Source organism: Haematobacter sp. (assembly GCF_032102465.1).
Classification (GTDB): domain Bacteria; phylum Pseudomonadota; class Alphaproteobacteria; order Rhodobacterales; family Rhodobacteraceae; genus Haematobacter.
Genome location: NZ_DAMDHB010000047.1, coordinates 1 through 20276 on the forward strand (window position 1 = coordinate 1; position 20276 = coordinate 20276).

General features: G+C 64.8%; 21 protein-coding genes and 1 riboswitch. Of the genes, 6 read left to right on the forward strand and 15 right to left on the reverse strand.

Annotated elements, in window-relative coordinates:
- The 9 genes from RT513_RS18665 to RT513_RS18705 all read right to left on the reverse strand — a co-directional run.
- Positions 1–724 (reverse strand): iron chelate uptake ABC transporter family permease subunit (locus RT513_RS18665; RefSeq protein WP_290690755.1); only part of this gene is annotated, 724 nt, incomplete at its 3' end.
- Complete coding sequence (locus RT513_RS18670) at positions 721–1542, reverse strand: ABC transporter substrate-binding protein (RefSeq protein ID WP_290690758.1); 822 nt, start codon at positions 1540–1542, stop codon at positions 721–723. The genes RT513_RS18665 and RT513_RS18670, both read right to left, overlap by 4 nt.
- On the reverse strand, positions 1539–2279 hold the full coding sequence (locus tag RT513_RS18675; RefSeq protein ID WP_088215657.1) for a DUF6925 family protein: 741 nt from the start codon (positions 2277–2279) through the stop codon (positions 1539–1541). The genes RT513_RS18670 and RT513_RS18675 overlap by 4 nt, the downstream gene beginning before the upstream one ends.
- A 3-nt stretch (positions 2280–2282) precedes the next feature.
- A complete protein-coding gene (locus RT513_RS18680) occupies positions 2283–4421 on the reverse strand; it encodes a TonB-dependent receptor (protein WP_290690766.1) in 2139 nt (712 codons plus the stop codon).
- A gap of 103 nt (positions 4422–4524) precedes the next feature.
- Positions 4525–4720, reverse strand: a riboswitch (cobalamin riboswitch).
- Positions 4721–4922: 202 nt separating this feature from the next.
- Positions 4923–5507, reverse strand: a complete 585-nt coding sequence (locus RT513_RS18685) for a TetR/AcrR family transcriptional regulator (protein ID WP_088215659.1) — start codon at positions 5505–5507, stop codon at positions 4923–4925.
- Complete coding sequence (locus RT513_RS18690; protein WP_290690770.1) at positions 5504–6913, reverse strand: MATE family efflux transporter; 1410 nt, start codon at positions 6911–6913, stop codon at positions 5504–5506. The genes RT513_RS18685 and RT513_RS18690 overlap by 4 nt, the downstream gene beginning before the upstream one ends.
- Positions 6910–8097 (reverse strand): thiolase family protein, encoded by a 1188-nt coding sequence (locus RT513_RS18695; RefSeq protein ID WP_290690771.1) that lies wholly within the window; start codon positions 8095–8097, stop codon positions 6910–6912. Before RT513_RS18695 ends, RT513_RS18690 begins: the two co-directional genes overlap by 4 nt.
- 54 nt (positions 8098–8151) lie before the next feature.
- Positions 8152–9441, reverse strand: a complete 1290-nt coding sequence (locus RT513_RS18700) for an MFS transporter (RefSeq protein WP_290690774.1) — start codon at positions 9439–9441, stop codon at positions 8152–8154.
- Between the two features lie 221 nt (positions 9442–9662).
- Positions 9663–10649, reverse strand: coding sequence for an MDR family oxidoreductase (locus tag RT513_RS18705; protein ID WP_290690776.1), 987 nt, complete (start codon positions 10647–10649; stop codon positions 9663–9665).
- Positions 10650–10860: 211 nt separating this feature from the next.
- On the opposite strand from RT513_RS18705, the gene RT513_RS18710 reads away from it, so the two are divergent.
- Positions 10861–11424, forward strand: coding sequence for a TetR/AcrR family transcriptional regulator (locus RT513_RS18710; protein WP_290690779.1), 564 nt, complete (start codon positions 10861–10863; stop codon positions 11422–11424).
- A gap of 110 nt (positions 11425–11534) precedes the next feature.
- Here RT513_RS18710 and RT513_RS18715 read toward each other — a convergent pair whose 3' ends face one another.
- Positions 11535–11882: a LysR substrate-binding domain-containing protein gene (locus RT513_RS18715; RefSeq protein ID WP_290690782.1), complete on the reverse strand. Its 348-nt coding sequence runs from the start codon at positions 11880–11882 to the stop codon at positions 11535–11537.
- Between the two features lie 193 nt (positions 11883–12075).
- Between RT513_RS18715 and RT513_RS18720 the strand changes: the two genes are divergently transcribed.
- From RT513_RS18720 to RT513_RS18740, 5 genes are all read left to right on the forward strand, one after another.
- Positions 12076–13047: a LysR family transcriptional regulator gene (locus RT513_RS18720; RefSeq protein ID WP_290690784.1), complete on the forward strand. Its 972-nt coding sequence runs from the start codon at positions 12076–12078 to the stop codon at positions 13045–13047.
- A gap of 122 nt (positions 13048–13169) precedes the next feature.
- Positions 13170–13994, forward strand: coding sequence for a creatininase family protein (locus RT513_RS18725; protein WP_290690791.1), 825 nt, complete (start codon positions 13170–13172; stop codon positions 13992–13994).
- A 14-nt stretch (positions 13995–14008) separates the two neighbouring features.
- Positions 14009–15052, forward strand: coding sequence for an ABC transporter ATP-binding protein (locus tag RT513_RS18730; RefSeq protein ID WP_290690793.1), 1044 nt, complete (start codon positions 14009–14011; stop codon positions 15050–15052).
- Between the two features lie 33 nt (positions 15053–15085).
- Positions 15086–16129: a PotD/PotF family extracellular solute-binding protein gene (locus tag RT513_RS18735; protein WP_290690796.1), complete on the forward strand. Its 1044-nt coding sequence runs from the start codon at positions 15086–15088 to the stop codon at positions 16127–16129.
- Positions 16126–17823, forward strand: coding sequence for an ABC transporter permease subunit (locus tag RT513_RS18740; protein ID WP_290690799.1), 1698 nt, complete (start codon positions 16126–16128; stop codon positions 17821–17823). Before RT513_RS18735 ends, RT513_RS18740 begins: the two co-directional genes overlap by 4 nt.
- Before the next feature lie 6 nt (positions 17824–17829).
- On the opposite strand, the gene RT513_RS18745 is transcribed toward RT513_RS18740, so the two are convergent.
- The 5 genes from RT513_RS18745 to RT513_RS18765 all read right to left on the reverse strand — a co-directional run.
- Positions 17830–18225, reverse strand: coding sequence for a RidA family protein (locus RT513_RS18745; RefSeq protein ID WP_290690802.1), 396 nt, complete (start codon positions 18223–18225; stop codon positions 17830–17832).
- 206 nt (positions 18226–18431) lie between these two features.
- Positions 18432–18608: a hypothetical protein gene (locus RT513_RS18750; RefSeq protein WP_290690804.1), complete on the reverse strand. Its 177-nt coding sequence runs from the start codon at positions 18606–18608 to the stop codon at positions 18432–18434.
- Between the two features lie 556 nt (positions 18609–19164).
- Complete coding sequence (locus RT513_RS18755; RefSeq protein ID WP_290690806.1) at positions 19165–19320, reverse strand: hypothetical protein; 156 nt, start codon at positions 19318–19320, stop codon at positions 19165–19167.
- Positions 19317–19673: a hypothetical protein gene (locus tag RT513_RS18760; protein WP_290690808.1), complete on the reverse strand. Its 357-nt coding sequence runs from the start codon at positions 19671–19673 to the stop codon at positions 19317–19319. The genes RT513_RS18755 and RT513_RS18760 overlap by 4 nt, the downstream gene beginning before the upstream one ends.
- A gap of 303 nt (positions 19674–19976) precedes the next feature.
- A partial coding sequence (locus RT513_RS18765; protein ID WP_313534253.1) for an NAD(P)/FAD-dependent oxidoreductase occupies positions 19977–20276 on the reverse strand: 300 nt, incomplete at its 5' end.

Below are 20276 nucleotides of genomic sequence, written 5' to 3' on the forward strand. Positions count from 1 at the left end.
CCACGCCCGCCGCCACTGTCGCCGCCAGCAGCACCGCCGGTAGGAGCAGCGCCGCGCGCCAGAAAGCGATGCGCAGCCCCAAGCCCTGCGCCATGCCGTCGCCTAGTTCCAGCAGCGCCAGCGGGCGCGCGGCCAGCATCGCAATGCCCGCCGCCAGCGCCAGTGCCACGGCGATGCCCGCGGCGGACATCCAGCCGGCCTGCACCAGCGACCCGGCCTGCCACAGGAAAAGCTGCTCCATCACCTGATGGTTGAAGAGCGCCAGCATGGCATTGATGCCGCCGAGCCAGATCCCCGTCACCAGTCCCGACAGCAGGATCGCGCCCGCGCCGAATCCCGCCCGCGCCGACAGCGCCATGACTAGGGCGAAGGCAAGGAGCGCCCCCGCGAAGGCCGCCCCCCAGCCCGCCAGACCGGGCGCGGCCACCAGCGCGAGGCCGAGCGCCAGCTGCGCTCCGCCGAAGAGGCCGAGGGTGGCGGGCTCCGCCAAGGGATTGCCCAGCACGCGTTGCAGCAGCAGACCGCAGAGCGCCAGCCCCGCGCCGGAGAGCAGCGCCGCAACCAGCCGGGGCGCCGCCGAAAGGTGGAGGATCATCTGTCCCACGTCGCCGGCTTGCGGCCAGATCATCGCCGCGATGGTTCCGGCGGGGGCGAGATCCCGCGCCTCCTGCCAGAAGAGCCAGAGCGCGGGCAGCCAGAGCAGCAGGATCAATACGCGGATCATGCCATCGCCGCGCGGATCGCCGTCGCAAGGCGGATGGCGGAGGCCACGCCGCCCGCCGGAAACACTGGCGGCAGCGGCCGCAGCCGGTCCGCAAGGTTGAAGGACAGCGCGTCCAGGAAGGGACCGGCGGACCCGGCGCCGCCGATGGCCAGCACCGCCGGGCCGTCCCGGTCCACCAGTTCCTCCAGCCCCGTGCTGCGCGCCCCCCAGATCATGCTGCCGGTCGCGGCATTGGTCAGCCCCATGGCCGACAGCACGTCACCGGGCAGCGAACCCGGACCGAAGACGATCATGTGCCGCCCATCCTCCAGCATCCGCACGATCAGCGCCCGCTGCGCGCCGAGCGGGGTCAGCGCATCCTCCAGCCGGGCCAGCAGCGGACCGGAATCGCGGCCGAGAATGCGCGCCATCTGATCCGCCAGCGCGCGGGCCGTCGTCAGCGCGCCCTCCAGCGGCAGGGTCTGCAGCCATTCGACCGGGGCGATACGCTCCAGCCGGCCCGCTGCCGCCTGTTGCCACGCGGCGGCAAGGATCAGTCGCGGGGCCAGACGGCGCAGCAATTCGAGGTTCGGCTCGTTCAGCGGGCCGAGGTCCAACGCCGCGCCGGGGGCGGGATCTCCCACCAGCCGCTGATAAAGCCCGCGATTACCGATGGCGGCGGGGCCGTGGCCGAGCGCGAGACAGGTTTCCGTCAGGATGAGCTCCGTAGTAACCACGCCCCCCGCGGTATCCCCGGCGCCCGCAGGCGACAGGGCGCCGCCTGCGCGGGCATGAGCTGCCAGCGCCAGCGCAGCGGCAATCGCCGCGCGCCGGTTCATAGCCCGATCCCCAGATGCCGGGCCAGCGGCGGGTCGTGCCGGACAATGAGGCGGTCGAGATGGAAGCAGGGCGCCAGCAGCCGTTCCTGCCGCAGGGCCACGCGAAGTTGCGCCCGGCCATGGCGCCCGGCGGGAACGGGCAGATCCTCCCCCGCCCGGACCGCCCGCCGTACGGCCGTCTTCAGTGCCACCAGATCGGGCGGCCCGAACCGCGCCAGAAGACGCTGGAAGGCGGCATGGTCCTCTACATCGAAAGGCCGCGCCACGCCGGGGCGATGGCGGCACGGATGGGCGGGAAAGGCATGGGCGAACGGCAGCAGCCCCGCCGGGACCGGCGTGGTGGCGGGATGGGTGCGCCGTGTGTCGCCGAGCAGCGGCGGATCGCGGTCCCAGACCTCCAGCCGTCCCAGAGGGCCGCGCGCGATCCAGTCCCGCCCGCGGTGGCTGAGCCGGATCAGTCGCGACCCCGTCGGAATCTCGACCTCCCCCTCGGGGGCGCGTTCGACGGCGTGCGACACCGTCTCCGGCAGGCAAAGCGAGATGCCGTGGTTCCAGCCCTCCGGGTCGGAACTCAGCACCTCGAAGGCCAACGGGCGCAGGTCGGGCGGCAGGCGCAGGTGCAACGCCCCCCGCCTGCCCAGATCGGCCCCCGCCAGACCCAGCACCGCGCCGGGCCCGCCCATGCTCCAGATGCAGCGCGGATCCGCCATCAGTTCTTCGATCAGCCCGGTCGGCAAGGGTCAGAACTTCCGCCGATAGGCGAGATCAACCGTGCGGGGCTGACCCAGGAAGGCTTGCGCGCGCTCCGTCGACGGATCGGTGCGCAGGTAGTCGGCATAGACCCGGTCGAGCAGGTTCGTCACCCGCAGGCTCCAGACGGAGGCCGCGTCGGGCACGTAGTCGACGCCGACGTTAACCAGACCGTAGCCCGCCCGCTTCGTGGTATTCGCGAAGTCGTAGTAGGATTTTCCGATCAACTGCACAGACCCGTTCGCGCGCCATCCGGGAGCGAAATCCCACGACCCCCACAGGTTGCCCGACAGTTCCGGCACCAGGATCGGCACATTGCCGGAATAATCCTCCACCTCGAAGGTCAGCCAGTTGATGGAGGTGAAATCGTCGTAGCGCGCCCGCGTCCAGGCGGCGTTCCCGCCCAGCTTCACGTCGTCGGACAGCTGGAACGCCCCGGCCAGTTCTACCCCTCGCGAGGATTGCCGCCCGACCTGCTGCGTGGCGAAGGTCGCCGAGTCGAATACCAGCAGGTTGCGCTTGATGATATCGAAGACCGCCAGCGACCATTCCCCGCGCCCTTCGAACACCGATTGCTTGACGCCCAGTTCGAACTGCCTACCGGTCGTCATGTCGAAATCCGTCATGGAGGCGGAATAGTCGAGCAGCGGCAGGTTCACCGGATCGGTCGCATAGGACATCTGGACATAGAAGACGGTCGCGGTATTCGGTGCGAAGGTCAGGCCCAGCCGGCCACCCGGCCCCTCAAAATCGGCGGAGAAGTCATTCGCGGCCGATATGTGATCCTCACGCTCCACCGTGAACCAGTCGTAGCGCAGGCCGGCGCTGATCGCCCATCGATCGGTGATCTCGAGCCGGTCCTCGGCGAACACTGCATGCTGGTCGAGGGTGGAGTGATAGCGGGGGACCAAGTCATCCGGCAGCGGAAAGCGGCCTACCTCCGGGTGCCACGGATCGACGAAGCGGGGGGCGTAGGCCGCGAAATCGGCAAAGTCGGATTTGGCGCGGTTCACGTCGAAGCCCAGAAGCAGCTGGTTGCTCCGCCCCGCCACATCACCGCTGAACCGCACGTTAGCGCGCGTACCGAATTGAGACTGATCCTGCCGGATGCGACGGAATTCATCCACGGTGACCAGATCCGTCGCGGGATCCCAGAGATAGGTTTCGGCATTGCGGAAGGTTCGCCGGCTGTCGATGCCGTAGATCACCCATTCCACACCGACGGTATCGGAGGGGGTCCATTCCGTGCGAAGCTGCATCCAGCTGTCGCGGAAGCGATTTTCGGCGTCCGAGACGTTGAAATTGTTGTTCCGGAAGGATTCGACAATCGTTCCGTCCCGCAAGGGGGTACCGAAATAGGCGGGTGGCTCGCGATCCGCATGGGCGCCGCTCAGCGTGACCTTCACATCGTCCGTCGCTTCCCAGGCCAGTGCACCGGAAAGGACGAGATTGCGGCTGTCGGTATCGTCGACCCAGCCTTGCGACGCGTCGCCCACGGCGTTCAGGCGGAAACTGAGCCGGTCGTTCAACGAACCGCCCGCGTCATAGGCCAGCCGTGTGCGCAGGTTGCTGTCGAGCAGCGCAGCCACCTCCTGCCGGATCGGACCGGCGAAGGGACGCTTGGGCTGGATGTCGATCGTTCCGCCGATGGCGCCGGTGCCGTGCATGACCGATGCGGGCCCGTGCAGTACTTCGATCCGCTCCACGAGCCAGCTGTCGAAGGGGAAGCTGATATTGCCCCGGCCGGGGAAAAGCCGTGTACCGTCATAGAGCTGCATCACCGAATTGTTGCCCTGGAATCCGCGCAGCGCATAGGCGCTGCCGAACACGGGCGCCGCGACCGAGGTCACTCCGGGAATGTCTTGGGTGACAGCTTCGACCACATCAGTCTGCCCGCGCGCGGCGATGGTTGCAGCCGTGACCACGGAGATCGAGGCGGGAATATCTTTCACGGACACCCCGAGGCGGCTACCAGATGTGGCCGGAGTGGTAAAACCCAGCGTGGGCGGGCCGGTGATCACCACGGTGTCGAGCGTGGTTTCCTGGGCGTGAAGCAGGCCCGCCGGACAGGTTGAAAGCGCGAGCAGGGCCAACATCAGCCGGCGGGGATTTGTGGAAAAGATGGACATGCATAGCCCCTGGGGCAAAAGACACGTCACTTGCGAACGCAGGTCCATAGCCGGGCGCAGCCCGGAGACTTCCCCCGTCAGGACACCCCGCCCGACGTGTTCGCGCGTGAAATCGGCCGACGGCAGGTCTCCTGGCTCACGGCTCGAACGGAGGTCTTCCCCTTCCCGGGCGCAGGCCCAGTGGTAAACGAAGACCGCCTTGCCGCCTACAGTTGCGGGGACAGCCGCAGCATGGGCCAAGTTAGCCGCACTGCATTCCCTTTTGATCCCCGAAGGGAACCGTCCCCCGAGCGCTAGGATCACCGACCCGTGATGTCAACTGAATTGCTGCGCACCGCGATGTCTTTTCAGCAGGCGGCTTGGGCGAGCCGACGTCACTGGAGGAGAGATGGCGCGTTTGATGGGGCACCGCGCGCGCCGACGCAGATGCGACGCCGGATTTGGGTTCCGTCCGATTTCCGGCGTCCGTAAGTGCAGGCTCGATCATCATTGATCGCAGTCCTATTTCCGGCTTGTCGCGAGTTCCTCCACCCGGTTCGCCGCTGTCTCCAGAAGACTCTTCGCAAGGCCCTCATCCGCTGTCAGGCGGGCAAGGACGAGCGCGCCGACCATGGTCGATACTGCCGCCAGCGCTGCAGGCGATGGGTTCGCGCCTGCCGGAGTTCCCAAAGCCGCATCGGCGATGGAGAGGTGGGCACGCAGACCTTTCTCCATCTCCGCCCGGACTTCGGGCGCGTGGCGGGGGGCGTCCGAACCCAGCGTTGCCAGGGGGCAACCCCGATCCCGCATTGCGACATGTGCGGGCGAGAGGTAGAAGGCCGCAAGGGCTCGGAGCGGTGCATCGGGGTTCGCGTCAACGACCTCGGTCCAGCGAGAGGACGATCGCTCGACCGCACGGGCGGTGGCCTGGGCGGCAAGATCGTCTTTCGAAGCGAATTGCTTGTAGAACCCGCCCGGCGTCATCCCCGCGGCCTGCATCAGGTCCTTGAGCCCGATACCGTCGTAGCCGTGTTCGCGGAACAGCTGGCTGGCTTCGTCGATCACCCTCTGCCGGTTCGCCTCGGCCTGGACGCGGCTGACCCTCATGGTGCTATCCCCTTCGCTTCGCCTGGGACCGGAATGGCCCGGCCCGTCGGATCGCGCAAGGCCGATAGCAGCATAAACGACCCATAGGCGACCAGCCCGAGCGCCAATGCGGCATAAAGCGCCCGGATATCGTCCGTCGCCTCAAGCGCCAGCCAGCCGCCACCAAGGGCGATTGTCAGCCGCAACAAACCGGCGGCCAGCGGCATCAACAGCTTCTGCTGCCCCTGCGCCGCGAAGTAGAGAACAAGCCCCAGCCCAAAGAAGCCGTAGAACGGCCCGACAATCCGCAGATAGGCGCGCCCGGCGTCGATCATGCCGGGTTCTGCGCTGAAAAGCGTCAGCCAAGCCACCGGGAACAGGGCAGCGACCAGCCCCACCACCTCGGTCACAGTAAAGGCCAGGACCGCCCCGGTCAGGGCGATCTGCCGAGCGCGGCGGTGCTGCCCCGCAGCCATATTGGTGCCGACCAGCGCCACCAGCGGTGCGCCGATGCCGAAGACCAGCGGGATCAGCAGGTATTCGAGCCGGATGCCGGTGCCGAAGCCCGCCACCGCCTCGACCCCCAGCTTTGCCGCGATGATCGCGGTCGATCCCGCGATCACCAGATTTGTCAGCAGCGACTGGACCGATGACAGTGCGCCGATCCGCAGGATACCCCAGAACAGCGCCCACCGAAGTGGCTTCAGGCGGAACCGCGCCGGATTGCGGCCAGAGGCGACGTAGGCGCCAAGCACCAGCATTCCGGCGATGTAGTAAAGCACCAGTGCCAGGCCGCCGCCCGCAATCCCCATGGCGGGGACGGGTCCTGCACCAAAGATCAGCAGGGGCGATACGGGCACCAGAAAGACCACGCCCAGAACTGTCACCATGGCTGGAACCAGCATGTTCCCGGTTCCTCGGATGACGCTGGCCAGCCCGTTCATCAGCCAGGTGAAGACGTTTCCGGCAAAGACCACGTTGGAATAGAGCACCGCCGCCTCCAGTTCTTCCCCGCTGCCGCCGAGTGCTGCGTAGATCCGCCGCCCCCAGATCAGGAACAGGATCGAGAAGGCGAGGCCGATCACGAGATTGACCACCACTGCATGCAGGACAAGAGCGTCGGCCTCATTTCGGCGGCCCGCGCCGAGCGCCCGCGCGATCGATGACGAAATCGCCCCGCCGACCGCACCGGCCGAAATCGTGGTCATCAGCATGACCACCGGAAAGACCAGCGCCATGCCGGCCAATGCGTTGGTGCCGAGCTTGGAGACCCAGAAGGTCTCGATCAGCCCGGTCGAGGCCTGTGCCAGCATGATCATCACATTGGGCAGGGCCATGCGGATCAGCAGCGGCAGGATCGGCGCATCCAGCAGGCGTTGGGTCCGCCGATCATGCTGGACGGTGGATGACGCCGAGATAGCCGTCATCCGACCAATTCCACGGCCAGTGCAATGCCCTGACCACCACCGATGCACAGGGTCACCATCCCGCGTGACAGGCTGTCTCGCTGCATCGAATGCAGCAGCCGCGTCACCAGCACGGCCCCGGTCGCGCCGATGGCATGGCCATGGGCAATGGCGCCACCCTCGACATTGATGATGTCGAGAGGCAGGCCAAGCTCCTGCGCGACGGCAAGTGGCACGGCGGCAAAGGCCTCGTTGATCTCGATCCGCTCCAGATCGCCCAGGGTCCAGCCGGCATGCGCCAGCGCCTTTTCGACGGCGGGCACGGGGCCAAGGCCGAAGAGCCCCGGCTCCACCGCCGCCACACCATAGCCGGCCAGCCGGGCCATCGGCGCAAGGCCCCGCCGCTCAGCCCAGACCCGGTCGGCAACCACCACGGCTGCGGCCCCGGCGTTCAGCCCCGGCGCATTGCCGGCGGTGATTGTTCCGTCCGGCCGGAAAGCCGGTTTCAGCCGTGCCAGCGCCTCAGCGGTCGTATCGGGGCGGGGCGCCTCGTCCCGGAGAAAGACCTCGGTTCCCTTCCGCGTGTTCACCTCGACCCCGGTGATCTCGGCCGCGAACGACCCCGCTGCCTCCGCCGCTGCAAAATTCTGTTGCGAGCGCAGTGCGAAGGCATCCTGCGCTGCACGGCTCAGCCCGGCACGGGTGACGAGATCCTCGGTATGCCAGCCGGAATGCTGGCCCGAAAATGCATCGTTCAAACCGTCGGTCAGGAGGCTGTCGAGGATCTCCGCCGGGCCCATGCGATAGCCCCAGCGTCCCTCTGTCAAAAGATAGGGCGCGCGGTCCATGTTCTCCATCCCGCCTGCCAGCGCCACCGGCACCACCCCGGCCGAAATCTCCTGCGCGGCGCTGACGATGGCTTGCGCGCCAGATCCGCAAACGCGGTTGACCGTCAGCGCGGGAACCGAGACCGGCAGTCCGGCATGGATTGCGGCCTGCCGCGCGGGGTTCATCCGGTTGCCCGCCTGGATGACATTGCCCATGATGACCGAGCCGATCTCGACCGGATCGAGAGCTGCACGAGCCAGGGTTTCGCGCAGGACCGTGGCCCCAAGCGCCGTCGCCGGGATGGATTTCAGACTGCCGTTGAAACTGCCAATCGCGGTACGAACCGGGGCGGCAAGTATGATGTCGGAACGGGTCATGGGAAACTTCCTTCGGGTGTAAGTGGGCGGCGGTGGGTGCGCCTCCGCGTCATTTCAGGAGAGTGCCGCCCGCCGCGCGGTGCCACCGAACCCTAGGGCGACGATGGCAAGTGCGGCGACGAGGCACAGGACGCCGGCGGCGAAGAAGGCGGGAAGATAGCTGTCATAGGCGGTGCGCGTGGCTCCCGCACCCCAGGCCGCTGCCGCGGCGCCCAACTGGTGGCCTGCAAAGACCCAGCCGAAAACGATGTTCGACCGGTCGCCGAAATGCTGGCTGGCCAGCTTTACCGTTGGTGGCACCGTTGCCACCCAGTCGAGGCCATAGAAAATCGCAAAGATCGACAGGGCATAGAGGCTGAAATCGCTGAACGGTAGCCAGACCAGGGACAGCCCGCGCAGGCCGTAATACCAGAACAGCAGCCACCGGCTGTCATAGCGGTCTGACAACCAGCCCGAGCCGACCGTGCCGACGAAGTCGAAGACGCCGATCAGCGCCAGCATCCCCGCTGCTGTCACCGCCGCCAGACCGAAATCCCCGCAAAGCGCGATGAAATGGGTCTGGATCAACCCGTTGGTCGAAGCACCGCAGATGAAGAAGGTGCCGAACAGCAGCCAGAACATCCGCGTCCCCGACGCCTCGCGCAGGGTCACCAGCGGCGAGGCGAGCATTGCGCCAAGGCTTTGCCGCGGCGGTGCCGGAACCACCGCCGTCGCCCCGAAGGGGGCAAGGCCAAGGTCGGACGGATGGTCGCGCATCAGCACCAGCACCGCTGCGGCGGAAATCAGCAGCGTGGCCAGCGACAGGATCAGCGCGCCCCGCCAACCGAAGCTTTCCGTCAAGCGGGCCATAATGGGCAGGAAGACCAGTTGGCCGGTGGCGGTGCTGGCGGTCAGCAAGCCCATCACCAGTCCGCGCCGACTGGCGAACCATCGCGCCGCAACGGTCGCACCTAGAACCATTGCCGTGAGTCCGGTGCCGAAGCCCACCACCACTCCCCATAGCAGGGTGAGTTGCCAGAGCTCGGTCATGAAGAACGATCCAAGGATGCCAGCCGCGATCAGGGTTTGCGAGGCAAGGATCACCGGTCGCAGCCCAAAGCGGTTCATGAAGGCCGCGGCGAAAGGGCCCATTAGACCGAAGAGCAGCAGGCGGACCGCGAAGGCGCCAGAGATCTCGGCGTTTGTCCAGCCGAACTCGGCTTCCAGCGGCCCAATCAGGACTCCAGGCACCCCAACGGCGCCTGCAGTGATGAGCATGGTCAGGAAGGTGGTTGCTACCACAATCCAGCCGTAGTGCAGCCCACGCTCTGACAGACGGGCGGCAAGCGGAACGGAGGGCCTCATCATACGTCCCCGTCTTGTGCGGCGATTCTCTGCATACGCGTACCTCCAGGCTATCATTTAGATTACATAAATAATCTAAATGACTGATGCAATCGCCAACGACTCGACGATGGTCCCCAATGCTTACCGATCCGCGATGTAAGGGGCTTGCCAGGGTGGCTTGTGCCACGACGGACGCATCGAAGACTGTCGAACTCGCCCGGCTTTGTCAGACGGATGGGTCATGAGTTGACGTCGATCACGACGCGCCCTTGCACTTGGCCTTGCAGAAGCCGGCCTGCGATTGCGGGCACCTCGCCAAGCGGCGCGACGCGGGTGGCCAGCGCGAGCTTTGCCAGATCCAGATCTGTCGCCAGCCGCTGCCAAGCTTGCAGTCGTACGTTTTGCGGGGCGTTGACGGAATCGAGCCCGGCCAATGTGACGTTGCGGAGGATGAAAGGCAGAACCGAGGTTGGAAGATCGGTGCCCTGCGCCATGCCGTTTGCCGTGACGACCCCGCGATACCGGGTCTGCGCCAGCACGTTTGCAAGGGTTTGGCTGCCGACGGAGTCAACGGCTCCGGCCCAGCGGGGGGCGGCGATGGGGGCCCCGGGTGCAGATAGTTCCTTGCGGTCGATGACTTCTGCCGCGCCAAGCGCGAGCAAATCGTTGGCCAGTTCCATGCGACCGGTCGAGGCGACCACGCGATAGCCGAGCTCGGACAGTAGGGTGATCGCGATCGATCCGACGCCGCCGTTTGCACCGGTAACAAGGATGTCGCCACTGTCCGGCGTTACGCCGCCGTGCTCCAGCGCCAGTACCGCCAACATAGCGGTATAGCCTGCCGTTCCGATGGCCATGGCATCCTTGGTGCCGATCGCATCGGGCAATTTGATCAGCCAGTCGCCGCTCAGCCTGGCTTTCTGGGCATAGCCGCCATGGTGGTTCTGGCTAAGTCCCCAAGAGTTTGCGACCACCCGGTCGCCGGGGGCAAAGCGCGCGTCGTCCGAACTGCGCACAGTTCCGGAAAGGTCGATACCGGGGATGAGCGGAAAGCTCTGGATGACCGGAGATTTTCCGGTGATGGCAATCGCATCCTTGTAGTTGACCGTCGAGAACTCGACATCGACGGTAACGCTGCCCTCCATCAATGCGCTGTCGTGAAGATCGACGAGGCTGGTTTCGATCCTGTCGCCGGGTTTGGTGGCGAGAAGTGCTCTGAAACTCATCGAATTTTCCTTTGTATCTGTAATGGATCAGGCCGAGCTATGACAGGTCGCGGCAAAGCATTCGGTGTAGGTGGCACCCCTGCCGGATGGCACCGGTGATCACGGTCGTTATGCTGGGTGACATAGAGGCCTTCCGACAATTAAACATGATGAACATCATCATTGTTGTGTAAATATGACGAACAACATAAATACATCAAGAGCAGAAGACATGGAGTTTCCGACGATGAAGGTTAGCCGCGAGCAGATGGCCGAGAACCGTGCACGCATCCTTGAAGAAGCGAGCCGACTGTTTCGCGCGAAGGGCTTTGATGCGGTCAGTGTTGCCGAGGTGATGAAAGCCTGCGGCCTGACCCACGGCGGGTTCTATGGGCACTTCGCCTCCAAAGAGGACCTGATCGCGAAAAGCATCGAGCATGTCTTCGCCAAATCCCTGGCCGAGCCGCCGGATCTGCAAGCCTATTCGGCCGCCTACCTTTCTGCGAACCATCGGCATAACCCGGCCCGGGGATGCCCGATGGCCGCGCTGGCATCGGAGACGGCGCGGCAATCGCCTGAGGCGCGAAATGCCATGACGGAGGGCATCAGAGCGCAGATTGCGTGCATGACCGGGGCCTTCTCGCAGGAAGGTACTTCTGCCGCCCGCCGTGACGCCATCGGCACCTGGTCGGCCATGGTGGGCGCGATGATCTTGGCGCGGTCTTCCGACGATCCCGACCTTGCCGAAGAGATCCTGCGCGAAACCCGCGCCTGGATCGGTCAGGAAGCACGGTGATTATCGGATCACTGATATGTGTGAGGCCGATGATGTAGTCAACGACCGGGTATCATCGCTAAGTACCGCTCGTGATGACCTGCCACCTGTCCTGATGGCGCAGCCTTAGGTCATTCAGGCGCGGCACAAATAGCCCGGGTAATCGGGGTAAGACGGCGTTCTATTAGGGTGGAATTCGCCATTGCACCGATCCGCGACGCGACGTCGAAGCTGCCCTCGATCAAGTTCGTCAGAGCGTCCGACAGTTCCAACTCGATGCTTATATCGGGGTATCGGTCCTGAAATGCGCCAATCAGCGGCGGCAAGTGCATGGTGGCGAATGTCAACGGCGCGGCGATGCGCAGCCGTCCCTTGACCTGTCCGGCTAGGGTAGCCGCCTGTTCGCCGGCCTGCTCCAGCACCTTCAAGGGGGTGTTGCGCCTGCCCACATAAGCCGTGCCCGCTTCGGTAAGACGCACGGTGCGAGGGGGTCCGGTTCAGCAACTTTACCGGTTTGGAGCCTAAATCATCCCGGAAACTGTCCAAAGTTCCGCAGGGGTGAATCAAAGGAACCCGCCACTGGCCCCGGCTCCGCGTTCCAACTAGTCTGTCTACCGGCTTGCGGCCCAGTGCGGGACCGGGGCGCAGAGCGGGGCTTTCCGGGGCGGGCACATGAACCAGCAGGACATCGGCGCGACACTGGACCTGAGGCTGATCCGCACCACGCTGATGCTGCTCAAGGAGCGGTCGGTCAGCCGCGTGGCGGTGCGGCTGTCGCAAAGCCAGCCCGCCGTCTCGGCACAGTTGAAGCGTGCACGGCAGATCTTCAACGATCCGCTGCTGGTCCGGCACGGCCAGGGTATGGTGCCCACCGCGCGGGGCGAAGAGGTGCTTCACGATCTGGAACGCGCGATGTCCTCCCTGTTGAAGGCGGTCAGCGGTCAGGCGGAGTTCGACCCGGCCACCTCGTCAAAGGTCTTTCGTATCAGCATGTTGAGTTGCTTCGCCGAATACCTGATCCCGCAGATCTCGCGTCAGATCGTTACCCAGGCGCCTAGGGCCGGGATCGACTTTTCTTCTCCACAATCGGTCGAACAGATCTCGCGTGATCTTGGGGCGGGGGACCTGGATCTTGTGATCGGCAACTGGCCCGAACCACCGGCGCATTTGCGCTATTCGAAACTGTGCAGCTTTCCCTTCGGCTGCGTGCTGGCGGCGGATCACCCGTTGGCGTCGGGGCCGCTGAGGCTGTCGGATTGGATTGCCGCACGGCACGTCGCGCCCGACACCTCGCGCGAAAGCGCGATGGGTCCGGTTAAGGGACGGTTGACGCAGATGGGGCTGAAGCGTGAGGTCTGCATCCGGTTGACAGACTATCAGCATATCCCGCCGATCCTTTCGGGGACGGAGCTGATCTTCACCACTGTCCTCCCCTACGCGCTGGACCTTGCCCGGCGAAGCGGCGGGGCCCTTGTCGCCCGGGCCGCCCCCGCCGAGATGGAGCGCATCAGCCTCTACATGCTTTGGCACGAACGCGCTCAGGCGAATGGCGAACATATCTGGCTACGCGGCGCACTCCGCGCGGCGAATGCTCAAATGTTGCGCTACTTTTCCAGCGCTTTGCCCGGGTTTGGATCTATATAATGATGGCGATATGACCTGAGCGAATAGATAATCGAACTCTTATATAATATATAAGGCTTCCCCCGATAGCGGAGTTGCCCCCTGCCGTTGTAGCACCCACGCAGACAGCGGGAGATCGGCAGATGGGCTTCAAATCGCATTGGTGGTGGGATCACACCGCGCGCGACTTTGCGACGATGGACATGTCGAACGTCGTTGCGGTCCTGCCTGTCGGCGCGGTCGAACAGCATGGCCCCCATCTTCCGGTGCGGGTGGATGCGGCAATCAATGCCGGGATCATGGAGCGCACTGTCGCCATCATGCCCGACGACCTGCCGGTCCTTGTCCTGCCGCCGCAGCATGTCGGAAAATCGGTCGAGCATCTGCGGTTTCCCGGCACCCTGACGCTGAGCTATGAGACCATTGCGAAGGTCTGGTACGAGATCGGTGAGAGCGTCCACCGCGCCGGGATCCGCAAGCTGGTGCTTGCCAACAGCCACGGTGGCCAGATCTCCATAATGGAGATCGTCGCGCGCGAGCTTCGGATCAAGCTGGGCATGTTCGTCGTCTGCCTGCCTGTCACGGCGGGGGCGGACTTCTCCCCGTTGTTTGCGGCGCAGGAAATGCGGCACGGCATCCATGCCGGAGAATATGAGACCTCTGCCCTTCTCGCGCTGCACCCGGAGCTCTGCGACATGGAGCACGCGCCCAACGGCGCCAGTGTCTCGCAAGAGATAGAGGGCGCAGGTGGGCGCATCCTGCCGATCCATGGGCGGCTGACGCTGGGCTGGATGGCGCAGGACCTCCACCCTTCGGGGGTAGCGGGCAATGCGGCGGCGGCGGATGCCGAGCGCGGAGCCGCAGCGCTGGACCTCGCAGCGCAGAACCTGCTTTCGGCCCTGCGCGAGGTGGTTGATTACCCGCTGGAACGCCTGCGCGAGACGACGATCTACGACCAGGCGGAATAGGGGACGGACACCCGATGCAGGACCGCAACTATCTGACACTGGACGGGGTGACCGCCATCTACGACGGGGCCACCGCCGTCGACAACCTGACGCTGGAGATTGCGAAGGGAGAGCTGGTGACCTTTCTCGGGCCCTCCGGTTGCGGCAAGACGACAACGCTGCGGATGATTGCCGGGTTCATCCGCCCCGCCAACGGGCGGGTGCTTCTGGGTCGGCGAGACATCACCTCGACCCCGGTGTACCGCCGCAACATCGGCATGGTGTTCCAGAGCTATGCGCTGTTCCCGCATCTTAACGCGCGAGACAATGTGGGTTTTGGTCTGCGGATGCGCGGGCTGGACCGGGCGGGCTGGCGCAAGCGCGCGCAGGCGACGCTCGATCTGGTGGGGCTGGGTGACTTTGCCGACCGCTACCCCGCGGCGCTTTCGGGCGGACAGCAGCAGCGGGTTGCGCTGGCGCGGGCGCTGGTGATCGAGCCCGAGGTTCTGCTTCTGGACGAGCCGCTGTCGAACCTCGATGCCAACCTGCGTGCGGGGATGCGAAACGAGATCCGGCAGCTTCAGCAGCGTCTGGGCATCACCACGGTCTTCGTCACCCATGACCAGCAGGAGGCGTTGGCCGTCTCGGATCGCATCGTGGTGATGAATGCGGGCCGCATCGCCGAGGTCGGCACCCCCCGTGCCCTGTGCGACGCGCCGCATTCACCCTTCACAGCCGGGTTCCTCGGCGCCCGCTCGGTGCTGGAAGGAGAGCTGCGTGACGGCATCTTTCACCGCGCCGACATCCGCATCTCTCCTGCGCCCGTCGGGGCGGGGGCGGCCGTCCTGCGCGCCTCGCGCCTGCGGCTGCGCCCGGTCGAGACGCCGGCGACGGGCGGCTTTGACATGATAGGCACGCTGCGCAACAGCGTCTACGTCGGCGAATCCTTCGAGGTCGAGGTCGAGACCAGCGCCGGCCCGGTCAATGTCACCGTCCCCTCCAGCGAAATTCCCCCGGTTCAGGGAAGCCGGGTCCGGGTCGTCGCCCTTGAGGGCGGCGTCAGTTTCATCTCCGCCTGATCCTCCCGACCCCAGCTCACAGGAGCCCCGCAGATGTCTCTCTCCCGCCGTAGCTTCCTTCTCACAGGCACCGCCGCCGGCCTCGCCGCCCCGGCCATCTTCACCCGTCCGGGCATGGCCCAGCCGCAGCCCGGCGACGAACTGGTCGTCGGCATCTGGGGTGGCGAGCAGGAAAAGATCGTCCGCGAATATTGCGAAAAGCCGCTGGTGGAGAAATATGGCTGCAAGGTCAGCTATGTGCTGGGCGGCACCCCAGACCGCCGCGCCCGCGCCTATGCCGAGCGGGGACGCCCGAGCTTCGACGTCCTGTACCTGAACATCTACGAAAGCCGTCAGGCGGTGAAGGATGGCGTGACACAGGCGCCGACCGATGCAGTGCCGCAATGCGCCAACCTTTATGCCCCGGCGAAACTGGGCGGATATGGCGTCGCCTTCAACCCCTGCACGATCGTCTATGACAAGACCAAGGCCAGCGCGCCTGTCACCTCATGGAAGGATCTTTGGAACCCGGAATGGAAAGGCCGGATCGCCTGGCCGGTCGGTCTGGGCGCGGAGGGGCTGGCCGCGTTCCTGATGACCGGCAAGGCCTTCGGCTACACCGAGCGGGACTTCGAGAAGATCGTCCAGAAGGTGAAAGAGCTGAAGCCTTTCGCCGCCCTGCAAGGTTCGCAGGTGCAGCTCTATGATATGTTCGACCAGGGGATCACCGACATCTCGGTGGAGTTCGCGAGCTTCACCAAGAAATATCAGGAGACCCGCAATCCGAACATCGAGATCGCCCGCCCGGTCGAAGGTCAGGCGCTGACCATGAACGTCGCCTGCATCACCAACGGCACCCGCAACCAGAAACTGGCCGAGGAATGGATCAACCTCCACCTTTCGGAAGCATGCATGACGGCTTATGCCGAGCGTCTGTATTACTCGCCGACCGTGTCGAATGTCACCCTCCCGGCGGATCTGGCGTCGAAGCTGGTGACCGGTAACGAGGTGGCGACGCTGGTCGATTTCGACTGGGACTACATCAACGCAAACCGCTCGAAATGGCAGAGCATCTTCGATCGCGAGATCGCGGGATGACCACCAAACGGGGTCTGGGGCCGGCGCTTTCCGCGCCGGTCACGCTGTGGCTGCTGCTGGCCTTTGCCGCGCCAATTGCGGTGGTGGTGATCCTGTCGTTGCGCGACACGACAGACCCCTTTGCGCCGATCCTGGGCCCGCTGTCCCCGGCGCTGTATCTGAGCATACTCGGCGACAGCTTCTATCTGGATGTGATTCTGGAAACCCTCCTGCTGGGGCTGGCCGTCACCTTCTGTTCGGCGGTACTGGGCTATCCGCTGGCATGGTGGCTGTCGCGCCTGCCCAGCCGTTGGCGGCCACTCGGATTTGCGCTGATCCTGATCCCCATCCTGACGAATGTCGTCGTGCGCTCGCTGGGGATCATGCTGCTGCTGGCGCCGCAGGGGCTGTTGAACGGCGTCCTGTCGGTCTTCGGGCTGCCGTCCTTCGACCATATGCTCTTCTCGCATGGCGCAGTGATTGTCGGGCTGACTCAGGTCTTCATGCCTTTCATGGTGCTGGCGCTCTATGACAGCCTTCAGGGCAACTCGGCGCGGGTGCATGAGGCGGCGGAAAGCCTCGGCGCCTCGCCCTGCGTGCGATTCCTGACCGTTGATCTTCCGCTGTCGCTGTCGGGACTGCGCTCTGGCATGGTCATCGTGTTTCTCATGGCCATCACCGCCTATGTCTCCGCCACCCTGCTGGGCGGGAAAAAGGTGTGGACAGTGGGCATGCTGATCCTGCAGGAGGCCATCGCCAACCTGAACGCGCCCATGGCGGCAGCCCTATCGATCCTGTTGACCGCCATCGGCATCCTGTCGGCGGTGCTGCTGTCCTGGCTGTTCTCGCGGCTGATGCCGTGGCACCAGGGCAGGCCGGGACGGCCGCTCCCGCTGCCGCCGCGCGCGGTGCTGAAGGTGCTGGATATGGCGGGGCCGCTTATTGCCCGGCTGTGTCTGCTTGCGGCGATCCTGCTATTGCTCCTGCCGCTGGCATTGGTCATCGTGCAGTCGTTCAACGACGTGCCGATCGCCACCGCCGCCGGGTTCCGTGGCTTTACCCTGCACTGGTATCACGAGGTGCTGTTTGGCGGCGCCTACGGGCCCGCGCTGTGGATATCGGTCAAGCTGGCGGTCTGCGCCGCGCTTGTGGCACTAACGCTGGCGCTGCCTGCCGCCTTCGCTCTGGCGCGGTATCCATTCGCCGGGCGCTCGGCGCTGGCCGCGTTCTGGCTGTTGCCGCTGTCACTGCCCTCGATCGCGCTTGGGGTGGGAATGCTGCGGCTGCTTCAGGTCTATCTCTGGCTGCCGCCCTTCCTGGCCATGGTGATGATCCATTCGGTCGTCATCCTGCCCTTTGTCCTGACGCTGCTGCTGTCGTCGGTCCTGTCGCTGGACCGAAGCCAGGAGGAGGCGGCAGAGACCTTGGGTGCCGGGCCGGTGCGGCGGTTCCTTCTGGTGATCCTTCCCGCGCTCTCACCCGGCATCTTCGCGGCGACGCTGGTGGGCTTTCTGAATTCGTTCGGAGAGGTTACGGTGACGTCCTTCCTGACTACCCCCCGCATCACCACCCTGCCGGTGCGCATCTATTCGGAGGCAAGCTTCCTGCTGGAACCGACGGCGCATGCCATCTCGGCCATGCTGATCGTGCTGACGACGGCGCTGCTGATCGTGCTGGGCCGCTTCATCCGGCTGGACAGGGTCTACGCGCGGTAGTCCACTTCAGCCCCCGGACGCGGGGTGGAGCAGGGCCAGCGCCTCGATCTCGACCAGGAACTCGGGCCGGGTGAAGCCCGAGACGATCACCAGGGTCGAGGCGGGCTTGACCGCGAGCCCGGCGAACATCCGGTCCCGTACGGCCATGTAGGGCGCCATATCCTCCCGCCGGGTCACGAAGGCGCTGAGCCGCAGGATGTCGCCGAATCCGGCGCCGCCCTCGGCCAGAATGGCGCGGATGTTCTCGAAGCACAGTTCGGCCTGCGCTGTTACGCCTTCGGGCACCGCGCCGTCGGCGGCAACTGCGAGCTGGCCAGAGGTGACGACAAGCTCGCCGCAGGAGATGCCGTGGGAATAAGCTCCGAAGGGGGCAGCGATGGTTTTTGGCATCAAAGGGATCATGGGGCCTTTCCTGCTCGTTTTGGAACCCGGCGCCGGTGGAGAAGCCGTCACGCCGACCATACGCTCGCCTCCCGGGGGGCGGCAAGCGCACTTGGTGGCAGTATCCTGCTTCCGCTCCGGCATGGCGGTTCGGAATGCTAACATCATTACCTTTCAGCGCCGTGGATTATCGGATGGGCGCGCTAGCCCAAATGCGACTTCTCTCTTTAGCTGAGGTTTTCGCGTCGATGTCCGCGGCCGAGGATATTGGCCTTGAACAGTTCGGCGGGTGTGCGCCATGCGAGCATTTGCGCGGGGTTAAGTTCAGGGCTGCGCAGCTCGTCTTGGGAGAGGCTGTTGAGCGCGGACGCCACGCGATCATTCGGCTGGGTTCGGAGCGCCATGATGGAGCCTTCTCTTGCGGCACATCCCGACGGCCCTGTTTCAACTTGCCACCAGTTGCGGGGTGTTCTTGAACGAACTGATCCGTTGTGTCTCTGGCCAGGGTCGCTGCTGCCGCGCCTTCGGCTTGGCGGTATTGATGATGGTGGGATAGAGGCGCTCAGGTCAGTGAAGGATCCAGTAGAAGAAGATCCCCTGCTGGATGGTGAACCCTAGAGCGAGGCAAAGGACGACCACCCCGGCATATTTGCCAGGGCGGTCCCTTCACCTCCGCTATCCGTGCTGGCCGGAGCCACCCCGTCGCTTTGGCGGAATAGGGATGTCGACGACCTTCACCCTATCCTTGGCTGCTACTTTCCGGTGTCAGGATCGAACACCGGCGGCCGGGCTTCAGCCTTTCGGACTACCCTCTGCATCTGGCCGCACCCCGTGGTCTGCAATACAGCACCGACGCCACCGTCTGCCTTTCGGCTTACCGTCCATCGCTACCGTCCCGCGAGCCGTTATGCGCGGGATCACTTGGTCGAGGGCACAACTACCGCATATCGTAGATTACCGTTAATCATAATACCTTATGTTGCGCGAAGTCATGGCCATGATTTCAACCACGACGCTGACGATCTCGTAGTCGGTGAGGCCAAGGTCGGACTGCCATGCACGGACCTCGATCATGTCCTCGGCCATGCCGAGCCTGCTGCCGTCCGGCGCCCTCACGCCGGTGAGGACATCGGGAAGCCCGATGGCTTCGAGGATGCGTTCCCGCAGAGCGTGGCCTCTGCGGCGAGCAGAGGAGGCTGGTCGCCCTCGCGGGCGTGAGAACGCGGACGGGCATCACCGCCGTTATCCTTTTCACTTGGCGACAACGTCTGCCTTTGCTTTGGCAAATTCGTAGCATTTGTCAGTATGATAATATCCTTTTTCAATGCCCTAGATTGTCCCCCCTTTTCGCCGGAGGCGCTTCGTTTCGCGGCAATCGAGATCGCTTTCTGGTACTCCCGATCCAGCCGTTTTTTGCCGATCCTGTCTCCTTCCACGTAGAAGAAGTGCTCGATGGCATCCCAGACCATGTGCCAGCGGCGGGGAGAAACGCGGGCGATCCGCGCCAGTTTATGTCGGATCCAATGGGAAAAAACCCGGGGCTGTTGATCGAAACCCAGCGCTGTCTGCTGTCGATCTCACGCTCACTCATTTACTACGAGTCTGCGGGTGAGGCAAAGATCAACCTCGGGCATCTCCAGCACCCGTGCACAGACTACATGAAATTGACCAAGCTCGCGTCAGCGGGATAGTCTAAACCCGTCCGGAAAACCTGAATCGCTCACGAGAAAGTGTCGTTCCGCCCTCAGCCGGAACCGACCCCGGACCAACCATCACGCGGAAATACGCCTTGCGGGCTTGAGCGAGGCAGCGAGCGAATTGGTTCTTAGTCCAGACATCTGTTCAGCCAGCAGTAATGCCGTCGTCGGCCCGAGAGTAAACCCCTGATGTCCATGGCCGAAGTTGAACCAAAGCCCTTTGTGATTTGGCGCGGCGCCAACGAGCGGCAGCATGCCAGGCATACAGGGCCGCGTGCCAGACCACGGGGTGGTCTCGACCGGATCCCCCAAATCGAACAAGGTCACGTCCGTCGAGGTTGTGTAATTTCCCGGATGGCCTGAGGTCATGATCAG